Annotated in this window: 12 protein-coding genes; 4 read left to right on the top strand and 8 right to left on the bottom strand. The window is 61.5% G+C overall.

Annotated features, from left to right (window positions below; all coding sequences use genetic code 11):
• Window positions 1-113: 113 nt before the first annotated feature.
• The 7 genes from OK411_RS18295 to OK411_RS18325 form a co-directional block, all read right to left on the bottom strand.
• Window positions 114-1,643: a DHA2 family efflux MFS transporter permease subunit gene (locus OK411_RS18295; protein WP_039763332.1), complete on the bottom strand. Its 1,530-nt coding sequence runs from the start codon at window positions 1,641-1,643 to the stop codon at window positions 114-116.
• Between the two features lie 238 nt (window positions 1,644-1,881).
• The gene (locus tag OK411_RS18300; RefSeq protein ID WP_122603069.1) at window positions 1,882-3,084 is read right to left on the bottom strand and encodes an HlyD family efflux transporter periplasmic adaptor subunit; all 1,203 of its coding nucleotides are present in this window, start codon (window positions 3,082-3,084) and stop codon (window positions 1,882-1,884) included.
• A 15-nt stretch (window positions 3,085-3,099) separates the two neighbouring features.
• Window positions 3,100-4,569 (bottom strand): efflux transporter outer membrane subunit, encoded by a 1,470-nt coding sequence (locus tag OK411_RS18305; protein ID WP_264365483.1) that lies wholly within the window; start codon window positions 4,567-4,569, stop codon window positions 3,100-3,102.
• Window positions 4,559-5,041: a MarR family winged helix-turn-helix transcriptional regulator gene (locus tag OK411_RS18310; protein WP_016775300.1), complete on the bottom strand. Its 483-nt coding sequence runs from the start codon at window positions 5,039-5,041 to the stop codon at window positions 4,559-4,561. Before OK411_RS18310 ends, OK411_RS18305 begins: the two co-directional genes overlap by 11 nt.
• Before the next feature lie 248 nt (window positions 5,042-5,289).
• The gene (locus tag OK411_RS18315) at window positions 5,290-8,964 is read right to left on the bottom strand and encodes a translocation/assembly module TamB domain-containing protein (RefSeq protein WP_264365484.1); all 3,675 of its coding nucleotides are present in this window, start codon (window positions 8,962-8,964) and stop codon (window positions 5,290-5,292) included.
• Window positions 8,961-10,688, bottom strand: coding sequence for an autotransporter assembly complex protein TamA (locus tag OK411_RS18320; RefSeq protein ID WP_016775302.1), 1,728 nt, complete (start codon window positions 10,686-10,688; stop codon window positions 8,961-8,963). Before OK411_RS18320 ends, OK411_RS18315 begins: the two co-directional genes overlap by 4 nt.
• Window positions 10,689-10,754: 66 nt before the next feature.
• Window positions 10,755-11,405: a GNAT family N-acetyltransferase gene (locus OK411_RS18325; RefSeq protein WP_122750591.1), complete on the bottom strand. Its 651-nt coding sequence runs from the start codon at window positions 11,403-11,405 to the stop codon at window positions 10,755-10,757.
• Window positions 11,406-11,665: 260 nt separating this feature from the next.
• Between OK411_RS18325 and xthA the strand changes: the two genes are divergently transcribed.
• Together xthA and OK411_RS18335 are read left to right on the top strand one after the other, a co-directional pair.
• The gene (gene xthA / locus OK411_RS18330; protein WP_122508098.1) at window positions 11,666-12,478 is read left to right on the top strand and encodes an exodeoxyribonuclease III; all 813 of its coding nucleotides are present in this window, start codon (window positions 11,666-11,668) and stop codon (window positions 12,476-12,478) included.
• A gap of 204 nt (window positions 12,479-12,682) precedes the next feature.
• Window positions 12,683-14,017, top strand: coding sequence for a phosphate ABC transporter substrate-binding/OmpA family protein (locus OK411_RS18335; RefSeq protein ID WP_264365485.1), 1,335 nt, complete (start codon window positions 12,683-12,685; stop codon window positions 14,015-14,017).
• Between the two features lie 149 nt (window positions 14,018-14,166).
• On the opposite strand, the gene OK411_RS18340 is transcribed toward OK411_RS18335, so the two are convergent.
• Entirely contained in the window at window positions 14,167-15,396 is a 1,230-nt protein-coding gene (locus tag OK411_RS18340; RefSeq protein ID WP_024013435.1) for an acyl-CoA dehydrogenase, read from the bottom strand.
• A 171-nt stretch (window positions 15,397-15,567) separates the two neighbouring features.
• On the opposite strand from OK411_RS18340, the gene OK411_RS18345 reads away from it, so the two are divergent.
• Both OK411_RS18345 and OK411_RS18350 read left to right on the top strand, forming a co-directional pair.
• The gene (locus tag OK411_RS18345) at window positions 15,568-16,497 is read left to right on the top strand and encodes a LysR family transcriptional regulator (RefSeq protein ID WP_136493755.1); all 930 of its coding nucleotides are present in this window, start codon (window positions 15,568-15,570) and stop codon (window positions 16,495-16,497) included.
• Between the two features lie 197 nt (window positions 16,498-16,694).
• Window positions 16,695-17,096: a MerR family transcriptional regulator gene (locus tag OK411_RS18350; RefSeq protein WP_041477108.1), complete on the top strand. Its 402-nt coding sequence runs from the start codon at window positions 16,695-16,697 to the stop codon at window positions 17,094-17,096.
• Window positions 17,097-17,119 lie beyond the last annotated feature (23 nt).

A 17,119-nucleotide genomic window follows, 5' to 3' on the forward strand; every position in this document is an offset into this window, starting at 1 on the left:
TCCTACGCTCCGCGTGGGAATGCAGCCCGGGACGCTCCGCGTCCCATCCAGAGCCGAACGCAGAGCGTCCGTTGAGGCATTCCCACGCAGAGCGTGGGAACGATCTTGCGGGATCAGTGCCCGCTGGCGGCAGGCCCGGCCTTGGCGGCAAACGGCGGTTTTGCCAGCCACACGATCAGAATCAACCCCATGAATCCCCAGCCCAGCAACGTGAAGTAATCCACGGTGGAGAGCATGTACGCCTGGCTGGTGAGGATCTGATCCATCTGCGCATACGCCGACTGACTCGCCCCACCCAACTGATTCAAGGTCTCGCGGGTAGCTGGCTCGAACGTGCTGATGCTCTCGCTCATATACGCATGATGCTGATCGGCCCGGCGAATCCAGATCCAGGTGGTCAGTGAGGCTGCGAAGCTGCCGCCCAGTGTCCGCAGGAAAGTCGCCAGGCCTGCGCCGTCAGCGATCTGGCTTGGCGGCAAGTCCGACATCAGAATGCTCAGGGTCGGCATGAAGAACAGCGCCACGCCGATGCCCATGAACAACTGCACCAGCGCGATGTGCTGGAAGTCGACTTCGTTGGTGAACTCGGCACGCATGAAGCAGCTCAGGCCAATCGCCAGAAACGCAATGCCGGCGAGCAGACGCAGGTCGAACTTGTGCGCGTATTTGCCGACAAACGGCGACAGCAGCACCGGCAGAATCCCGATCGGCGCCACGGCAAGTCCCGCCCAGGTCGCGGTGTAGCCCATTTGCGTCTGCAACCACTGCGGCAGGATCAGGTTGATGCCGAAGAAGCCTGCGTAACCCAAGACCAGCACCAGCGTGCCGATGCGGAAGTTGCGATAGGCGAACAGGCGCAGGTTGACCACCGGATGGCGGTCGGTCATTTCCCAGATCACGAACACCGCCAGGGCGACCACGGAAATCGCCGCGCCGACAATGATGAAATTCGACTCGAACCAGTCCAGGTCATTGCCCTTGTCGAGGATCACCTGCAACGCGCCGACGCCAATGATCAGTGTGATCAGGCCGACGTAATCCATCGGCTGGCGACTGGTCACCACCGGCCGTTTCGCCAGTTGCGAACGCACCACCATCACCGCAAAGATGCCGATCGGCACGTTGATAAAGAAGATCCACGGCCAGCTGTAACTGTCGGTGATCCAGCCGCCGAGAATGGGCCCGGCAATCGGCGCGACCACCGTGACCATCGCCAGCAGCGCCAGGGCCATCCCGCGTTTCGCCGGCGGATACACCGCGATCAACAGCGTCTGCGTCATCGGATACAGCGGCCCGGCCACCAGGCCTTGCAGCACGCGAAAGCCGATCAGCTCGGGCATCGAAGTCGAGATACCGCAGAGAAACGACGCCAGCACGAACAGCATCGTCGCCCACAGAAACAGCTTCACCTCGCCGAAGCGGCGGCTCAGCCAACCGGTCAGCGGCAGCGCAATCGCGTTGCTCACGGCGAACGAGGTGATGACCCAGGTGCCCTGCTCCGAACTCACCCCGAGGTTGCCGGAAATCGTCGGCAGCGCCACGTTGGCGATGGTCGTGTCGAGCACTTGCATGAACGTCGCCAGCGACAGGCCGATGGTGCTGAGCAACAGGCTGGGCGGCGTGAAAGAAGCGTTATTGCTCATTGTGAATCCTATGAAACCTGATGGTCGCTGCGGCCTGATGAACACAGCCGGCCCTGTGGTAACAGGCCCTTGTGGCGAGGGGATTTATCCCCGCTGGGTCGCGAAGCGGCCCCTCTTTTGGCTCAGGAAAAGCGGGCCTGCTGCGCAGTCCAGCGGGGATAAATCCCCTCGCCACAGATAAATCCCCTCGCCACAGATAACGCCTCACCACAGAGCCTGCTTCTGATCCGGTGTGCTCTCAGCGCTGTGCGGTCTTGCCTGCTGCTGCGCTGTTGTCGTGAATCAACTGGGCAATCATCGCATCCGCTTCGGCCAGTTGGCGCTCGTAGACGTTGGTGCTGAACGAGGCTTTCTGCGGCGGTTGCTGGGCCAGCACCGGGCCGCTCTGGTCGTGCAGATTGACCTCGACATTGGTCGACAGACCGACACGCAGCGGGTGTTTGGCCAGTTCTTGGGCATTGATGTGGATACGCACTGGCACGCGCTGGACGATCTTGATCCAGTTACCGGTGGCGTTCTGTGCCGGCAGCAAGGCAAATGCGCTGCCGGTACCGGCGCCGAGGCTGTCGACGGTGCCGCTGTATTTCACGTCGCTGCCATAAATATCGGCCTCGATATCCACTGGCTGACCGATGCGCATGTCACGCAGTTGGGTTTCCTTGAAGTTGGCGTCGATCCACAGCTGATCCAGCGGAATCACCGCCATCAGCGCGGTGCCCGGCTGCACGCGCTGACCGAGTTGCACAGTGCGCTTGGCGACGTAACCGGTGACCGGCGCGATCAAGGTGCTGCGGGCATTGGTCAGATAGGCCTGACGCAGATCGGCAGCCGCCGACATTACGTCCGGATGCGACGAGACCACGGTGTCGTCGACCAGTGCGCTGGTGGTTTTCAGTTGCTGTTTGGCGTTGGCCAGAGCGTTCTGCGCCGAGGTCAGGTCGTCGCGGGCGTGGGACAGCTCTTCCTGGGAAATCGCCCCGCCCTGAGCCAGGTTTTTCCGCCGGTTGTAGTTGTCCTGGGCCTTCTGCACTTCGGCCTGCTGCGCATTGACCTGGGCTTTCATGCCGTCGACGTTGCTATACAGGCCGCGCACCTGACGCACGGTGCGCGCCAGTTTCGCCTTGGCACTTTGCAGGCCGACTTCGGCATCGTTGGGGTCGAAGTTGACCAGCACCTGGCCTTCCTGGACCAGATCACCGTCGTCGGCGCCGATGCTGACCACGGTGCCGGTGACCAGCGGCGTGATTTCCACGACGTTGCCGTTGACGTAGGCATCGTCGGTGCTTTCGTTAAAGCGCCCAATGAATTCGTGATAGGCCCAGACGCCGGCAATGGCGAGCAGGACGACCACGGCGAGGGCCAGCAGCATCACCTTGCGTTTGCGCGGGTTGCCGGTGTCCGGTGTGTTGTCTTGAGCTTGGGTGTTTTCGGCAGTGGCCATGACAAGTACCTTGAATTATGGGTGCGACGAGGCTGGGCTGGCGTTGGCTGCGTTCAGGTTTTCACCCTGAAAGCCGCCGCCCAGCGCTTGCATCAGTTGAATCGACAGGTCGATCTGCTCGGCATTGAGGGTCGCCAGCTGACGCTGGGTCTGGAGCAATTGCTGCTCGATGCTGAGCACGTCCAGGTAGTTGCCGATACCGGAACCGTAACGCTGGACGACGGTGTTGTAAGAGTCTTGAGCAATGTCGGTGGCGTGTTGCTGCGCGCCGATCTGCCGGCCGATATCGCGCAGCTGATTGATCGTATCGCCGACATCGCCGAGGGCTTTCACCAGACTTTTGTTGTACTGCGCCACCGCCAGATCGTAATCGGCGTCGCGCGCATCAAGGTTGGCACGCAGGCGTCCGCCATCGAAAATCGGCAGCGACACGGTCGGCGCGATGTTGAAGAAGCGGCTGGCCGAACCGAACATCGCATCACCCAGCAACGACTCGGCGCCGGCCGAGGCCGACAGATTGAGGTTGGGATAGAAACGGGTTTTCGCCGCATCGATGTCTTTGCTCGCCGCCTCGACCCGCCAGCGCGCCGCGACCAGATCCGGGCGGCGGCCGAGCAGTTCCGCCGGCAACACCGACGGCACCGCCACGGCGCTGGCTTGCAGAACTTTCGGTCGAGCGATTTCGTTGCCACGATCCGGGCCTTTGCCGAGCAATACCGCCAAGGCAATTTTCGCGCTGTTCAGGCGTTTTTCCGCGTCGATCAGGCTGGCCTGAGAACTGGCTTCCAGACTCTGGGTTTGCTGGAACTGGTACTGGCTGTCGATCCCCGAACTCAAGCGGCGCTGACTGAGGTCGAGCATTTGCCGGGTGCGCTTGAGGTCTTCGCTGGCAAGGTCGTAAACGATGTGCGCCTGACCGAGATCGCTATACGCACGGGCGACGTCAGCGGCAAGTGTCAGCTGCGCCGCCTGACGGTCGACTTCAGCAGCGCGAGCCTCGCCGAGTGCGGCTTCCCAGGCATCGCGCTGACCGCCCCACAAATCGAAGTTGTAATTGAAGCCGGCGCTGACATTGCGCACCGTCGCATAGGCACCGCCCTGCCCCAGCGGATCTTGATCACGAGCCAGCCGCGAACGGCTGATGCCAGCGCTGGCGTCGAGGGTCGGATAACGCTCGGCATCGGCGGCATAGGCGGCGGCACTGGCCTGATGAGCGCGGGCTGCGGCGATCTGCATGTCCGGGCTGTCGTGCAGGGCTTCGCGGATCAGACCGTCGAGCTGCGGATCACCGAGGCTGCTCCACCAATCGCTTTTCGGCCACGCCGCTGGCGACAGGGTGACGCCATCGAGAGACTGCGCTGTCTTCAATTGCGCGGCGTCGAGGCGTTGGCCTTCAGTGTCGAGCCCGCTGTAGTTGGCGCAACCGGCGAGGATCATCGCCGACAGCAACAGCGTCAGACTGCTGCGCAAAGTGTTAGCGCTCATTGTGATCACCTAGACGCTGGATGGTGATCGGGTCACCGGCGGCCAGCAGGATTTTCTTGAGGATGTATTCCAGGGTTTTCAGCTCTTCGCGGGAGATCGCTCCGGCCAGTTCATTCATCGCATCGGCACCGATGTGCGGCAGACGATCAGCCAGTTGCTGGCCCTGCTCGGTCAGCTTCAACTGCACCTGACGCCGGTCGCCTTCGCTGCGCTGACGAAGCAGAAAAGCCTTCTGCTCGAGGCGATCGAGCATGCGCGTCATCGACCCGCTGTCCAGCGACAGATGCCGGCACAGCTCGGCCGGGGTGTCGACGCCGAACTGGGCCATGATGATCAACACCTTGAACTGCGCGGCGGTGATGCCGTGGGGTTCCATGTGGGTATCGATGATCCGGTCCTTGAGCAACGCGGCACGACCGAGCAACAGGCCGAGGTGGCAATGTTTGAATTCTTCCGGGGTGAAATGCTTCATGGGGCGACCTGATAACTGCCTAGGCAGTGAATGTATGTCGAGATGTTACTGCTTAGGCAGCGAATGTCAACGCAATAGTTAGGGGGCTTTGTAATTAATCACTGACCGGCCACGCGGGATCGTTCCCACGCTCCGCGTGGGAATGCAGCCGGGGACGCTCTGCGTCCATTTTTGAGAGCGGGGACGCAGAGCGTCCCTTGAGGCATTCCCACGCAGAGCGTGGGAACGATCATTGAAGGGAGCGAGAGCTAGAAATCCCGCTTGTAGAAAATATCCAGCGAGCTCGCCACGCCGCTCGCCGCTTCGACGTAGACCTTCTTGCTCAGCTTGTAGCGCAAGGCGATGGTGCTGGCCGGTTCGAAGACGCCGACGCCGTAGCGCAGGCTGAGTTTTTCCGAGATGTTGCCGCTGGCGACGACGCTGGTGTCGTTGCCGCTGCCTTGGGTGTCGAGTTGGAAGTCCTGAATACCCAGATCCTTGGCCAGGCCGCTGGTGATCCCGGCGCTGCCCATCAGACCCAGACCCAATGCCGCTTGCGCGAGCATATTGTTATCTTCGCCGCTGGTGCTCAAGGGACGGCCCAGCACCAGGTACGACAGCGCCTGTTCCTGACTCATCGCCGGTTCGGAGAAGATCTGCGTGGTCGGTTGTTCGGCGCTGCCGCTCAGGCGAATACCGGCGATGACGTCGTCGGTCTGGCGGATCGCTTCGATGTCCAGATACGGCTGGTCGATGGGACCGGCGAACAACAGACGCGCGCGACGCACCGTCAGGCGCTGGCCGTAGGCGCGATAGCGGCCGTCGTTGAGCCAGAGTTCGCCACGGGTGTCCATGTTGTCGCCGATGTGCACCTGACCTTGCAGATTCGCGGTCAGGCCGAAACCGGCAAAGCTCAGCTTGTCCTGGCCGACGATTACGTCGATGTCCATTTTCATCGCGATCGGTGGTTTGCCCTCTTCGGTCTGCGCGCCAACGATGATCGTGTCGTCGGAGACTTTCACGGTTGATGGCGGCAGTTCGCGCACGGTGATTTCGCCTTTCGGCACCAGCACCTTGCCGGCAACTTTCAGCTCATCGCCGGCCATGGAAATCTTCAGATCCGGAGCCATTTCCAGTTTGGCGTAGGGCTCGACGCTGACCGGCAATTGCGTGCCCTTGAGCGCCAGATCGACCACCAGCGCCTGCCCCCAGGCGACGTTGCCGTTGAGGCTGCCCTTGCCAGTCTTGCCGCTGTTCCAGCCACCGTCCAGGCGCATCGATTCGCCGGCGATCGCCGCAGTCAGTTGCAGGTTCTGCAACTCCATCGGCAGTTCGGCGCCGGACACCTCGCCGTCGCTGAGCTGCACGGTGCCGTTGACCAGCGGTGCGAGCAGGCCACCGGAAATAGCGCCGCTGCCGTTGAGCCGGCCGGTGAGTTTTTCCACCATCGGCACGAACGGCCGCGCCACCGATAGATCGAGGCCGGAAAGGCGGAACGAGCCGCTCAGCGGTTTGTTTTTCGGCAGCGGATTGAGCTGCGCCTGCACCAGCAATTCGCCGAGTTTACCGCCGACAAAATTGAGCTCGGTGTCGACGCGCTTGGGCGTGAGCTTGCTGTTGAGTTTGAGGGTCTGGTAGGGGAAATCCAGCCACTGATCCTTGTCGCGCACGCGCAGGGTGCCGCCGCTGGCATCGACACTGACCACGCCGTTCGGGCCGCTCGCCGGCAAGTCCAGTTGCAGATCGGCGTTGAGTCGGCCCTGCCAGGCGAAGTCCTTGGGCAGCCACTGCGCAAGGCTTTCGATCGGGAATTGCTTGAGGTGATAACGCAGCTTCGGCTCGGGCATCAGGCGCTGGTCTTCGCCACACAGGCTGGCATTGCCGGACAGCCAGCAATGCGCGCCGAAATTGATCTGACCGTCCGCCAGGCGTTCCAGTCTGGCCGGGCTTTGCAGCTTCCAGTCCTGGCCACCGGCCTGAATGTCGCCACTGGCCAAGCGTCCGCGCCAGTTGCCCTTGTCCAGATTGCCGTCCAGCCCCAGCGCCAGTTTCAGCTTCGGTCCGATCAGGTCGAGGTTGAGTTTCTGGCTTTTGATATCGCCCTGAGCACTGGCGGTCAGGGTGCCCAACGAGGTATCGCCAGTCTGAATGCCGCTGCCTTTGAGATTGATCTTCGCCCGCTGCGCACTGTCGAGCGTGGCGTCGAGGTTGAGGCTTTGCAGGCGATTGTCCTGGAAGGCCAGTTGCGAACCTTGCAGATCGAGCTTGCCTTGCGGCGCCTTCAGCGTACCGGCGAAGTTGACCTGACCGTTGACCTGCCCGCGCAATTGCGGCCACAACTGCGCGAGACGCGGCAGCTTGATGTCGATCTGTCCGCCGAGTTTGTCCTGCAGGCTGCCCTTGCCATTGATGCTGTTGTCGCCGAGGCGGATCTGCAGGGCATTGAGGTTCCAGCGTTCGCCCGCGCCGTCAGCCTTGGCTTGCAGAATCGCCGGTTGGCCGCGCAATTTGCCTTTGAGGTCGAGGTCGGCGCTGAGGCTGAGCTGATCATTCTTCATCTCGCCTTTGCTCTGCAACGGCCCGGCCAGCGTGCCCGGCAGTTCGGCGACCCAGTACGCCGGGTTGAGCGCCGACAGATCCAGCGCGGTATCCCAGGCGATGCCGTCGGCGAAGCGCACATTGACGTGCCCTTCGGCCTTGCCCTGCCCGGCCTGCATGACCAGTTGCGGCAAGGCGATCTGTTCGAGGCTGCCGCTGAACGGACTGCTCAGGGTGAACGCCCCCGCCGGGCCATCCAGCGCGGCGTCGAAATTACCGAGGTACTGGCCGTCGGTGTAGGACACTTCGCCGGTAAAGGTGCGCAACGTCACTTGCGGCTCGTCGATTTCCGGATAGAGCCGGTGCCACGGGAAGTCTTGCCAGTTGATATTGGCCTGAGCGCTGAGGCCCTTGCTCCAGTCGACGTTGCCGGTGAGCTTGAGGCTTTGCGTGTCGTTGGCATTGAGGTCGAGGCCGGCGATCTGCGCGCCATTGGCGTCGACCTTGCCCTTGAGCAGCAGCGCCACTGGCGATTTTTCGGCGGGCAGCGTGGCGTTGCCGAGCAGTTGGTAACCGTTTTTCAGGTCGCCTTCGCCCGTGAGCACAAGCTGATTGAATTGCAGGGTGTCCGGCAGATCGGCGCTCGGCTTGAACGCGTCGCTGGTGATGCGCACCTTGGCCGGCAGGTTTTCCGCCAGCGCTTGCAGTTCTCCGTTCAACTGGCCGTCGAGGTAGCCACGGCTGTCGGCGTGCAGGTTGAGGGTTTTCAGCAGATCACCTTCAACTTTCAGCGCCAGCGTCCACGGCTCGCTGCCGGGAGACGGCAAAGTCAAATCGCCCTGAATCGTCAGCGGCCAGTTGCCGCTCGGTTGCAGCAGGCCGGACAGGTTCAGGCTGAGCTCGTCGCGCTGCAATTTCACGCTGTCGATCTGCAGGCCCTGAGCGGTCCAGTGCGCCGCCAGTTGCAAGCCCTTGAGCTGTTCGCTGCCGTTGAACAACAGGCTGCCGACTTCGACATCGCCCAGTTCAATGGCCAACGGCAATTGCAGGTCCGGCAGTGTGATCGGGCCGCTCTCGGTGGTTTCTTCGCTCGGCGGGAATTGCAGGATCACCTGATCGGCCTTGAGCTGATCGATACACAAGGTCATGCGCGTCAGGCACAGTGGCGACCAGGCGAAGATCGCCTTGTTCAGCTCGACTCGGCTGGTGTCCTGCTGCCACACCAGCTGATCGGCGCTCCATTGCCCAGCGAGGCGACCGTGGAAATTCTCCACGCTCAGACCCGGCACCAGGCCCAGCGCCCAACGACTGCCGGCCTGCGTGCCAAGCAGTGCGGCCAGGCTCAAGACGATCAACAAGACCAGCGCCAACAAAGTCAGCGCTGTTATTTTCAAACCACGCTTCACAGCTCAGGCCCCATGGAAAAGTGCAGCCGGATGCCGCCGTCGTCGTCCAGCGCGTGGGCCAGGTCAAGGCGGATCGGCCCGACCGGCGAGACCCAGCGCACACCCACACCGACCCCGGTCTTGAGGTCGGGCAGTTCGAGTTTATTGAAAGAGTTACCCTGGTCGACGAACGTCGCGACCCGCCATTTTTCGGCGATCGAGTATTGATACTCGACGCTGCCGGCCACCATGTAGCGACCGCCAATCCGTTTGCCATCGGAATTTTTCGGCGACAGGCTCTGATAGTCGTAACCGCGGACGCTCTGATCGCCACCGGCAAAAAAGCGCAGCGATGGCGGAATCGAGTTGTAGCCGTTGGTGGCGCTGCCGCCGACCTGCACGCGGCCGAGCAAGCGGTGCTTGTCGAACACCGTGGTCAGGCCTTTGACCAGCGCGGTGCCATATAAAAGGTTGTTGTCCGAGCCGAGGCCTTCCTTGGCCACTTTGCTTTCGAAGCTCAGGCGATAGCCGTTGCGCGGGTCGATGCGGTTGTCGCTTTTGAGGTACGAATAACTGATGCCGGGCATCAGCAACGTGCTCAGGCCGGAGTCGTCGCCGAGTTCGTATTCTTCACGTTGCCATTTCAGCGAGATCACCCGCTGCCAGCCGCTGGGCAACTTGCTGTGCCATTCCGGGCCGAAGGTCAGCAGTTTGCTGAGGGTGTCGGAGCCTTCGATGTCTTCGAACTGATAGCCACCGGCCCAGCGCAATTTGTCGGTCAGTGGCGGGTCGAGCGGGATGTCGTAGAACAGCCCGACGTTCTGCCGGGGCGCCGAGAGCTCGGCCTCCCAGCCATAGCTGTCACCCTGCGGGTTGACCCAGTGACGCGTCCAGTTGGCCTTGATCCGTGGCCCGACGTCGGTCGAATAACCGAGGCCCAGGCCCATGGTGCGCGGCTTGCGCGTGTCGAGTTTGACGGCGACCGGAATCACATCGTTCTGCGCTGCCGTCGGTGCTGCATCGACGCGCACGCCTTCGAAATAGCCGCTCGATTGCAGGTCGCGGTTAAGCTCGGCGATCAGTTCCGAGTCGTATGGCTCGCCTGCCTTGAACGGCACCATGCGTTGCAGCAGGTCTTCGTCGAACGGCGTGTCGCCCTCGAAACTGACTTTGCCCAGCGCATAACGCGGGCCGCTGTCGTAGATCAATTCGATGTCGGCCACGCCCGCGCGGGGATCGACCATGAGTTTCTGGCTGGTGAAATGACCGCTGAAGTAACCGAAGCGCGAGGCCTGATTCTGGATCACCCGTTTGGCGTCTTCGTAACGGCCATGGTTGAGCACGGCGCCGGACTTGAGCAGGTCGCTTTTCGGTACGCGAAAGGATTTCAGCGAGGCCGCCGGGCCGTCGACGCGCACGGTGACGTTGCGCAGGCGAATCGGCTCGCCGGGATCGATGTTCAGCACCAGACGCGGTTTTTCCCCGCCCTTGACGTCACTGTCGATCTGCGGCTGATAGTAGCCCAGCGCCTGCGCCGCTTTGCGCGCCTGCTCTTCGGCGCCGCGACTGAAGCGCAGCAAGGCTTCTTCGTCGCGATCGCCGAGGCTGCCGATATAGCCTTCTATATTGGCCTTGAGTTCATCGTTGGACGGCTTGATCCGTACATCCAATTCACTTTGCGCCAGCGCCGCGCAGCTGGATAACAGCATCAGCACGCCGCTGGTAAATCTTCGTGGAAACTTCATAGGCGCGGATGCTATCACGGGCTCGGGAGCCTGATAGAACAGGTAATTTGTGAAGAAGTTCGATCGTTATCCCGTTGCTGTTTGTAACACCTGCGGATTGGCGTGGAAAAATACGTGTTCGCGCACCGGCCCGACGGCAACCTCGCCGATCTCCTGATAACCCTGCCTTTTATAGAATTCCAGGTAGCGCGGGTTGCCGGTGTCGAGCACCACCCCTTGCGAGGTTTCATCGACCGCGCACCAGTTGTGCACGGCGGTGAGCAATTGTTCGCCGAAGTGCTTGCCCTGAAACTGCGGGTGAACGCCGAGCAGCGGCAGCATGTGCACCGAGTCACCCGGCACGCATGCGCCGACGGCGTCGTGGTATTCCAGATAACGCCGGGTGCAGCGAAAACCGGTGCTGAGCACCATGCGCAAGCGCCACGCCCAACTTTCGGTAACGCCCAGGCGCCGTTGCGGCGGTGCGATCAGGGCGATGCCGATCAAGCGATCGTTGACCAGCAGGCCGATCGCCGGCAGGTCCTGCAGAAAATGCTGTTTGACCAGCTCGCGCACCGTCGCGCGCACGCGCTGTTCGTAGCCGGGACGCTCGGCTTCGAACAGGTAGCCGAAGGTCGGCTCGTGGCGATAGGCCTGATACAGCAACGAGCGGGCTTCGCGTGAATAGCCGCGGTCGAGCATGTGGATGTCGGCAACGGCGGACTGGGTTTCAGGCATTGCAGTGATTCTCCCCGGAGGCGCGCTCGGAGGCTGGCGCGCTTGTTGGTACGAACCTTGGGCGGGTGATGTGGTTCCCCTGACAGGTATAGACCAAGTCGGGATCTTCATCGATCTTGCCGGCCTCTTCGCGAGCAGGCTCGCTCCCACAGAGGCGCTGCATAGGGCATCACAAATCCCACAGGCCAAAATGATTTCTCCCACACTGGCCCATCTCCCCCATGTCAGCTAGCATCGCCCTTTTGCCAGGACTGCCGACCATGAAGATTGTTTCCTTCAACATCAACGGACTGCGTGCCCGTCCGCATCAGCTGGCAGCGCTGATCGAAAAACATCAGCCCGACGTGATCGGCCTGCAGGAAACCAAGGTCCACGACGACCAGTTCCCCCACGATGACATCCGCGCCCTCGGCTACCACGTGCACTTCCATGGCCAGAAGGGCCATTACGGTGTCGCCCTGCTCTCGCGCAACGAACCGATCACCATTCATAAAGGCTTTGCCACCGATGAAGAAGACGCGCAGCGGCGCTTTATCTGGGGCACTTTTGCCGATGCCAACGGCGTGCCGGTGACGATCATGAACGGCTATTTCCCCCAAGGTGAAAGCCGCGACCACCCAACCAAATTCCCTGCCAAGGAGCGTTTCTACAGCGATCTGCAAGCGCTGCTGGAAAGCCAGTTCCACAATGAACAGCCACTGGTGGTGATGGGCGATGTGAACATTTCCCCGGAAGACTGCGACATCGGCATCGGCCCGGACAACATGAAGCGCTGGCTGAAAACCGGCAAATGCAGCTTCCTGCCGGAAGAACGCGAGTGGATGGCGCGCCTGAAGAACTGGGGCCTGACCGACAGCTATCGCCACCTCAACCCCGAGGTGACCGACATGTTCAGTTGGTTCGACTATCGCAGCCGTGGTTTCGAAGATGAACCGAAGCGTGGCCTGCGCATCGATGTGATTCTGGCGTCCCATGGCCTGCTGCCACGGGTCAAGGATGCCGGCGTGGACTACGAACTGCGCGGTATGGAAAAACCATCGGACCATGCGCCGATCTGGCTTGAGCTGGCCTGATCCGCGAGTTGCCTGAGATCCCTGTGGTAGCGAGCTTGCTCGCGAAGGCGGAGTGTCAGTAATCAGATATGTTGCCGATACGCCGCCTTCGCGAGCAAGCTCGCTACCACAATTGATATTTACACCCTTCAATCCCTGTCATATTTCGGTCACGCGCCTGACTTAATCTCCCCGGCAATCCCCTTGGCTTGATTCGGTGCCGGCATGACCCTGCGTGTTCTCTGCGTTTTCCTGTTGAGTGGCTGGCTGTCGGTGTCCGCCGCCGCTCTGCCGATCCCCGAAAACGGCCCGGCATTACGCATTCAGGGCTCCAACACCATCGGCGCCGAACTTGGCCCGGCGCTGGTCGAAGGCCTGTTGCAGGAACAAGGCCTGCTGAAAATCCACCGCGAAACCCCGGACACCGCCAACGAACAACGCATCGTCGGCCAGACCGCACAAGGGCAACGCGTGATCATCGAAGTCGCCGCCCACGGTTCCAGCACCGGTTTCGCCGCGTTGAAAAACGCCAGCGCCGATCTGGCCGCCTCTTCCCGTGAGATCAAGGACAGCGAACTGCTTGCCCTGCAAGCCCTCGGCGATCTGAAAAGCCCGGCGGCCGAGCAAGTCATTGCCATCGACGGCCTGGCGATCATCCTCAACCCGGCCAACCCGCTTGAGCAGTTGAACACCGAGCAACTGGCGCGGATTTTTGCCGGCGAAGTGAAAACCTGGGAAGAACTCGGTAGCCGTGGCGGCGCCATCCATTTATATGCGCGGGATGATCAGTCCGGGACGTACGACACGTTCAAGGAACTGGTCCTGAGCCGGCGTGGGAAAAGTCTCAGCAGCGCGGCGAAGCGTTTCGAATCCAGCGAGCAATTGTCCGACGCGGTCAGCGCCGATCCGCAAGGTATCGGCTTCATCGGCTTGCCTTACGTGCGTCAGGCCAAAGCCGTGGCGATTGCCGATGGCGCCTCGCAAGCGATGCTGCCGCTGAACAGTCTGATCGCCACCGAAGATTATCCGCTGTCGCGGCGCTTGTTCTTTTATCTACCGCCGGACAGCCGCAATCCGTGGGCGCAGGCGTTAGCCGCGTTCGCACAGAGCCCGCAGGGTCAGGCGATCGTCGCGGCCAGCGGTTTTGTCAGCCAGACCGTACAAGCCATGAGCGTGACGCCGAATGCGCTGATGCCTGAGGGTTACCAATCCCTCAGCCGGCATGCCCAGCGTCTGACAGTGAATTTCCGTTTTGCCGAGGGCAGCGCCAGTCTGGACAACAAGGCGCGGCAGGATCTGGCGCGGGTGCTCGACTATATAAAGCGCAATGGCAAGACCGAACGGGCGGTGACGCTGGTGGGGTTTGGTGATTTGAAGGATGACCCGGCGCGGGCTGATCTGCTGTCGAAGCTGCGAGCAATGGCGGTGCGGCGCGAGCTGGTCAAAAACGGTGTGGTCATGCGCGAAGTACGCGGCTTTGGTGCGCTGATGCCGGTGGCGACCAACAGCGCGGACGAAGGGCGGATCAAGAATCGGCGGGTTGAGGTTTGGGTGTATTGATCCTGACGCCTGATCGTTCCCACGCGCAGCAAAGGAACGCATCCCGTGACGCTCCGCGTCACAGTGGACGCAGAGCGTCCATGGCGGCATTCCCACGCAGAGCGTGGGAACGATCAGACTGGGGGGAATGTGAATGAGGCGACGCGGTGTTACTGACCGCTGCGCATCATCTCCTTCGGCACATACTTGCCGATCTCGAACTTGCCAATCGCCGCGCGGTGCACTTCGTCCGGGCCGTCGGCCAGACGCAGGGTGCGCTGCATCGCGTACATATAGGCCAGCGGGAAATCGTTCGACACCCCTGCCCCACCGTGCATCTGAATCGCCCGGTCGATCACCCGCAAGGCCACGTTCGGCGCGACGACTTTGATCTGCGCAATCTCGCTTTTCGCCACTTTATTGCCGACGGTGTCCATCATGTACGCCGCTTTCAAAGTCAGCAGACGCGCCATGTCGATCTCCATGCGCGAGTCGGCGATCTTGTCGATGTTGCCACCCAGACGCGCCAGCGGCTTGCCGAACGCGGTGCGGCTCACCGAGCGTTTGCACATCAGTTCCAGCGCACGTTCAGCCATACCGATCGAACGCATGCAATGGTGAATGCGGCCTGGGCCAAGGCGACCCTGAGCGATTTCGAAGCCGCGTCCTTCACCGAGCAGGACGTTTTCGTACGGCACCCGCACGTTATCGAACAGCACTTCGGCGTGACCGTGCGGTGCGTCGTCGTAACCGAACACCGGCAGCGGCCGGACGATCTTCACCCCGGGGGTATCGACCGGCACGAGGATCATCGAGTGCTGGGCGTGACGCGGCGCGTCGGGGTTGCTCAGGCCCATGAAGATCAGAATCTTGCAGCGCGGATCGCAGGCGCCGGAGGTCCACCACTTCTTACCGTTGATCACCCATTGATCGCCATCACGCACAGCACGGGCGGCCATGTTGGTCGCGTCGGAAGACGCCACGTCAGGCTCGGTCATGGCGAACGCCGAACGGATCTCGCCGCGCAGCAGCGGCTCGAGCCAGCGCTGTTTCTGTTCTTCGTTGGCGTAGCGCACCAATACTTCCATGTTGCCGGTGTCCGGCGCCGAGCAGTTGAACGGCTCCGGCCCCAGCAGGGAACGGCCCATGATTTCCGCCAATGGCGCATATTCGAGGTTGCTCAGGCCGGCGCCCAGCTCGGACTCAGGCAGAAACAAATTCCACAGCCCTTCAGCCTTGGCCTTGGCCTTGAGCTCTTCCATGATCGCGGTCGGCTGCCAGCGATCGCCCTCGGCGACCTGGCGTTCGAACACCGCTTCGGCCGGGTAAACGTAAGTGTCCATGAACGCAGTCACGCGCTCACGCAGTTCCTGAACCTTGGGCGAATAAGCGAAATCCATGGGTAGTTACCTTCTCGGGCAGAGGTTGTTCAAGTCATGCAATCGATGCTAGAACAGCGCTGATCATTTACCTAGCCTATTCTCGGCGTGTATAAACATTCATCACCAATATATGATCCGCTGATCGTCAGCCCCAAAACACTTGCACTTAATAACAAGAGAAGCCGCGTTATGAATCTGAGCAAGGTCGACCTGAACCTTTTCATCGTCTTCGACGCGATCTACACCGAAGCCAACCTGACCCGCGCCGGGCAGATTGTCGGGATCACCCAGCCGGCGGTGTCCAACGCGCTGGCGCGGTTGCGCGAAACCTTCAACGACCCGCTCTTCGTGCGTACCGCTCAGGGCATGGTGCCGACGCCGATGGCGCAGAACATCATCGGCCCGGTGCGCAACGCCCTGTCGCTGCTGCGCGTGTCGGTGCAGGAAAGTCGCATCTTCAACCCGGCGCAGGCGGTCAAGACCTACCGCATCAGCATGACCGACCTGACGGAAGCAATCATTCTGCCGCCACTGTTCCAGCGCCTGCGCCGCCTGGCGCCGACGGTGATCATCGAAAGCTTTCTGTCCAAGCGCCGGGAAACCACCAAGGAACTCGCGGCCGGGCGTCTGGATTTCGCCGTGGATGCGCCGCTCAACACCGACCCGCAGGTGCGCCACGTCAAGCTGATGGACGACCGTTACGTCTGCGCCATGCGCAAGGGCCACCCAATGGCGAGCAAGGAAAAACTCAGCCTCGATGACTACCTGTCGCTGACTCACATCCATATTTCCAGCCGCCGCAGCGGTCTGGGTTATGTCGATCTGGCGCTGGGCAAAATGGGCATCCAGCGCAAGATCGCCCTGCGCTCGCAGCACTATCTGATGGCCTCGCAAGTGATGCAGCAGACCGACATGGTCATGACCGTGCCGGAACGCTTCGCCCGCCGCCATGATTTGCAGTCGTTCAATTTGCCGGTGAATGATGTGCCGTCGGTGGAAACGCATTTGTACTGGCACGAAAGCACCGACCAGGACCCGGCGAATCGCTGGATGCGCGAGCAGATGATCGAGTTGTGCCAGCAGGTGACGGCGCAGGAGAAGAAGCTGGAGAAAGTGTAGGGCTTATTACCGCGTTATTGTTCTTCGCGAGCAGGCTCGCTCCCACAATGAATTGCATTTCATCTGAAGGAACGCGGTCGAATGTGGGAGCGAGCCTGCTCGCGAAGAGTCCGACAAACGCAGCGAGGATCCTGAGCCTTGACGTAAACGTAAACCACCGATTAGCTTAGCGCCATGCCCCTTTTCCGAGCGCTTTCATGAGCAGTCAGACCTATAGCATTTCCGACCTCGCCCGCGAGCTGGACATTACCACCCGGGCGATCCGTTTTTATGAAGAGCAAGGCCTGCTCAGCCCCGAGCGTCGTGGTCAGGAACGTATCTATTCGCCGCGCGACAAGGTCACCCTGAAGCTGATCCTGCGCGGCAAGCGCATCGGTTTTTCCCTGGCCGAATGCCGCGAGCTGATCGAACTCTACGACCCGTCCGGCGGTAACACCAAACAGCTCAACAGCATGCTGGCGAAAATCAGCGAACGCCGCGAACAGCTCGAACAGCAGTTGCTGGATATCGAACAGATGAAGCTCGAGCTGGACACTGCCGAAGAGCGCTGTGTCCAGGCGCTGGAGCAGACGCTCAAGAGCCAGCAAATAGCCCAGTAGTCTGCCAATACACCTTTCCCTGT

Source organism: Pseudomonas sp. RG1 (assembly GCF_025910115.1).
Lineage (GTDB): Bacteria > Pseudomonadota > Gammaproteobacteria > Pseudomonadales > Pseudomonadaceae > Aquipseudomonas > Aquipseudomonas atacamensis.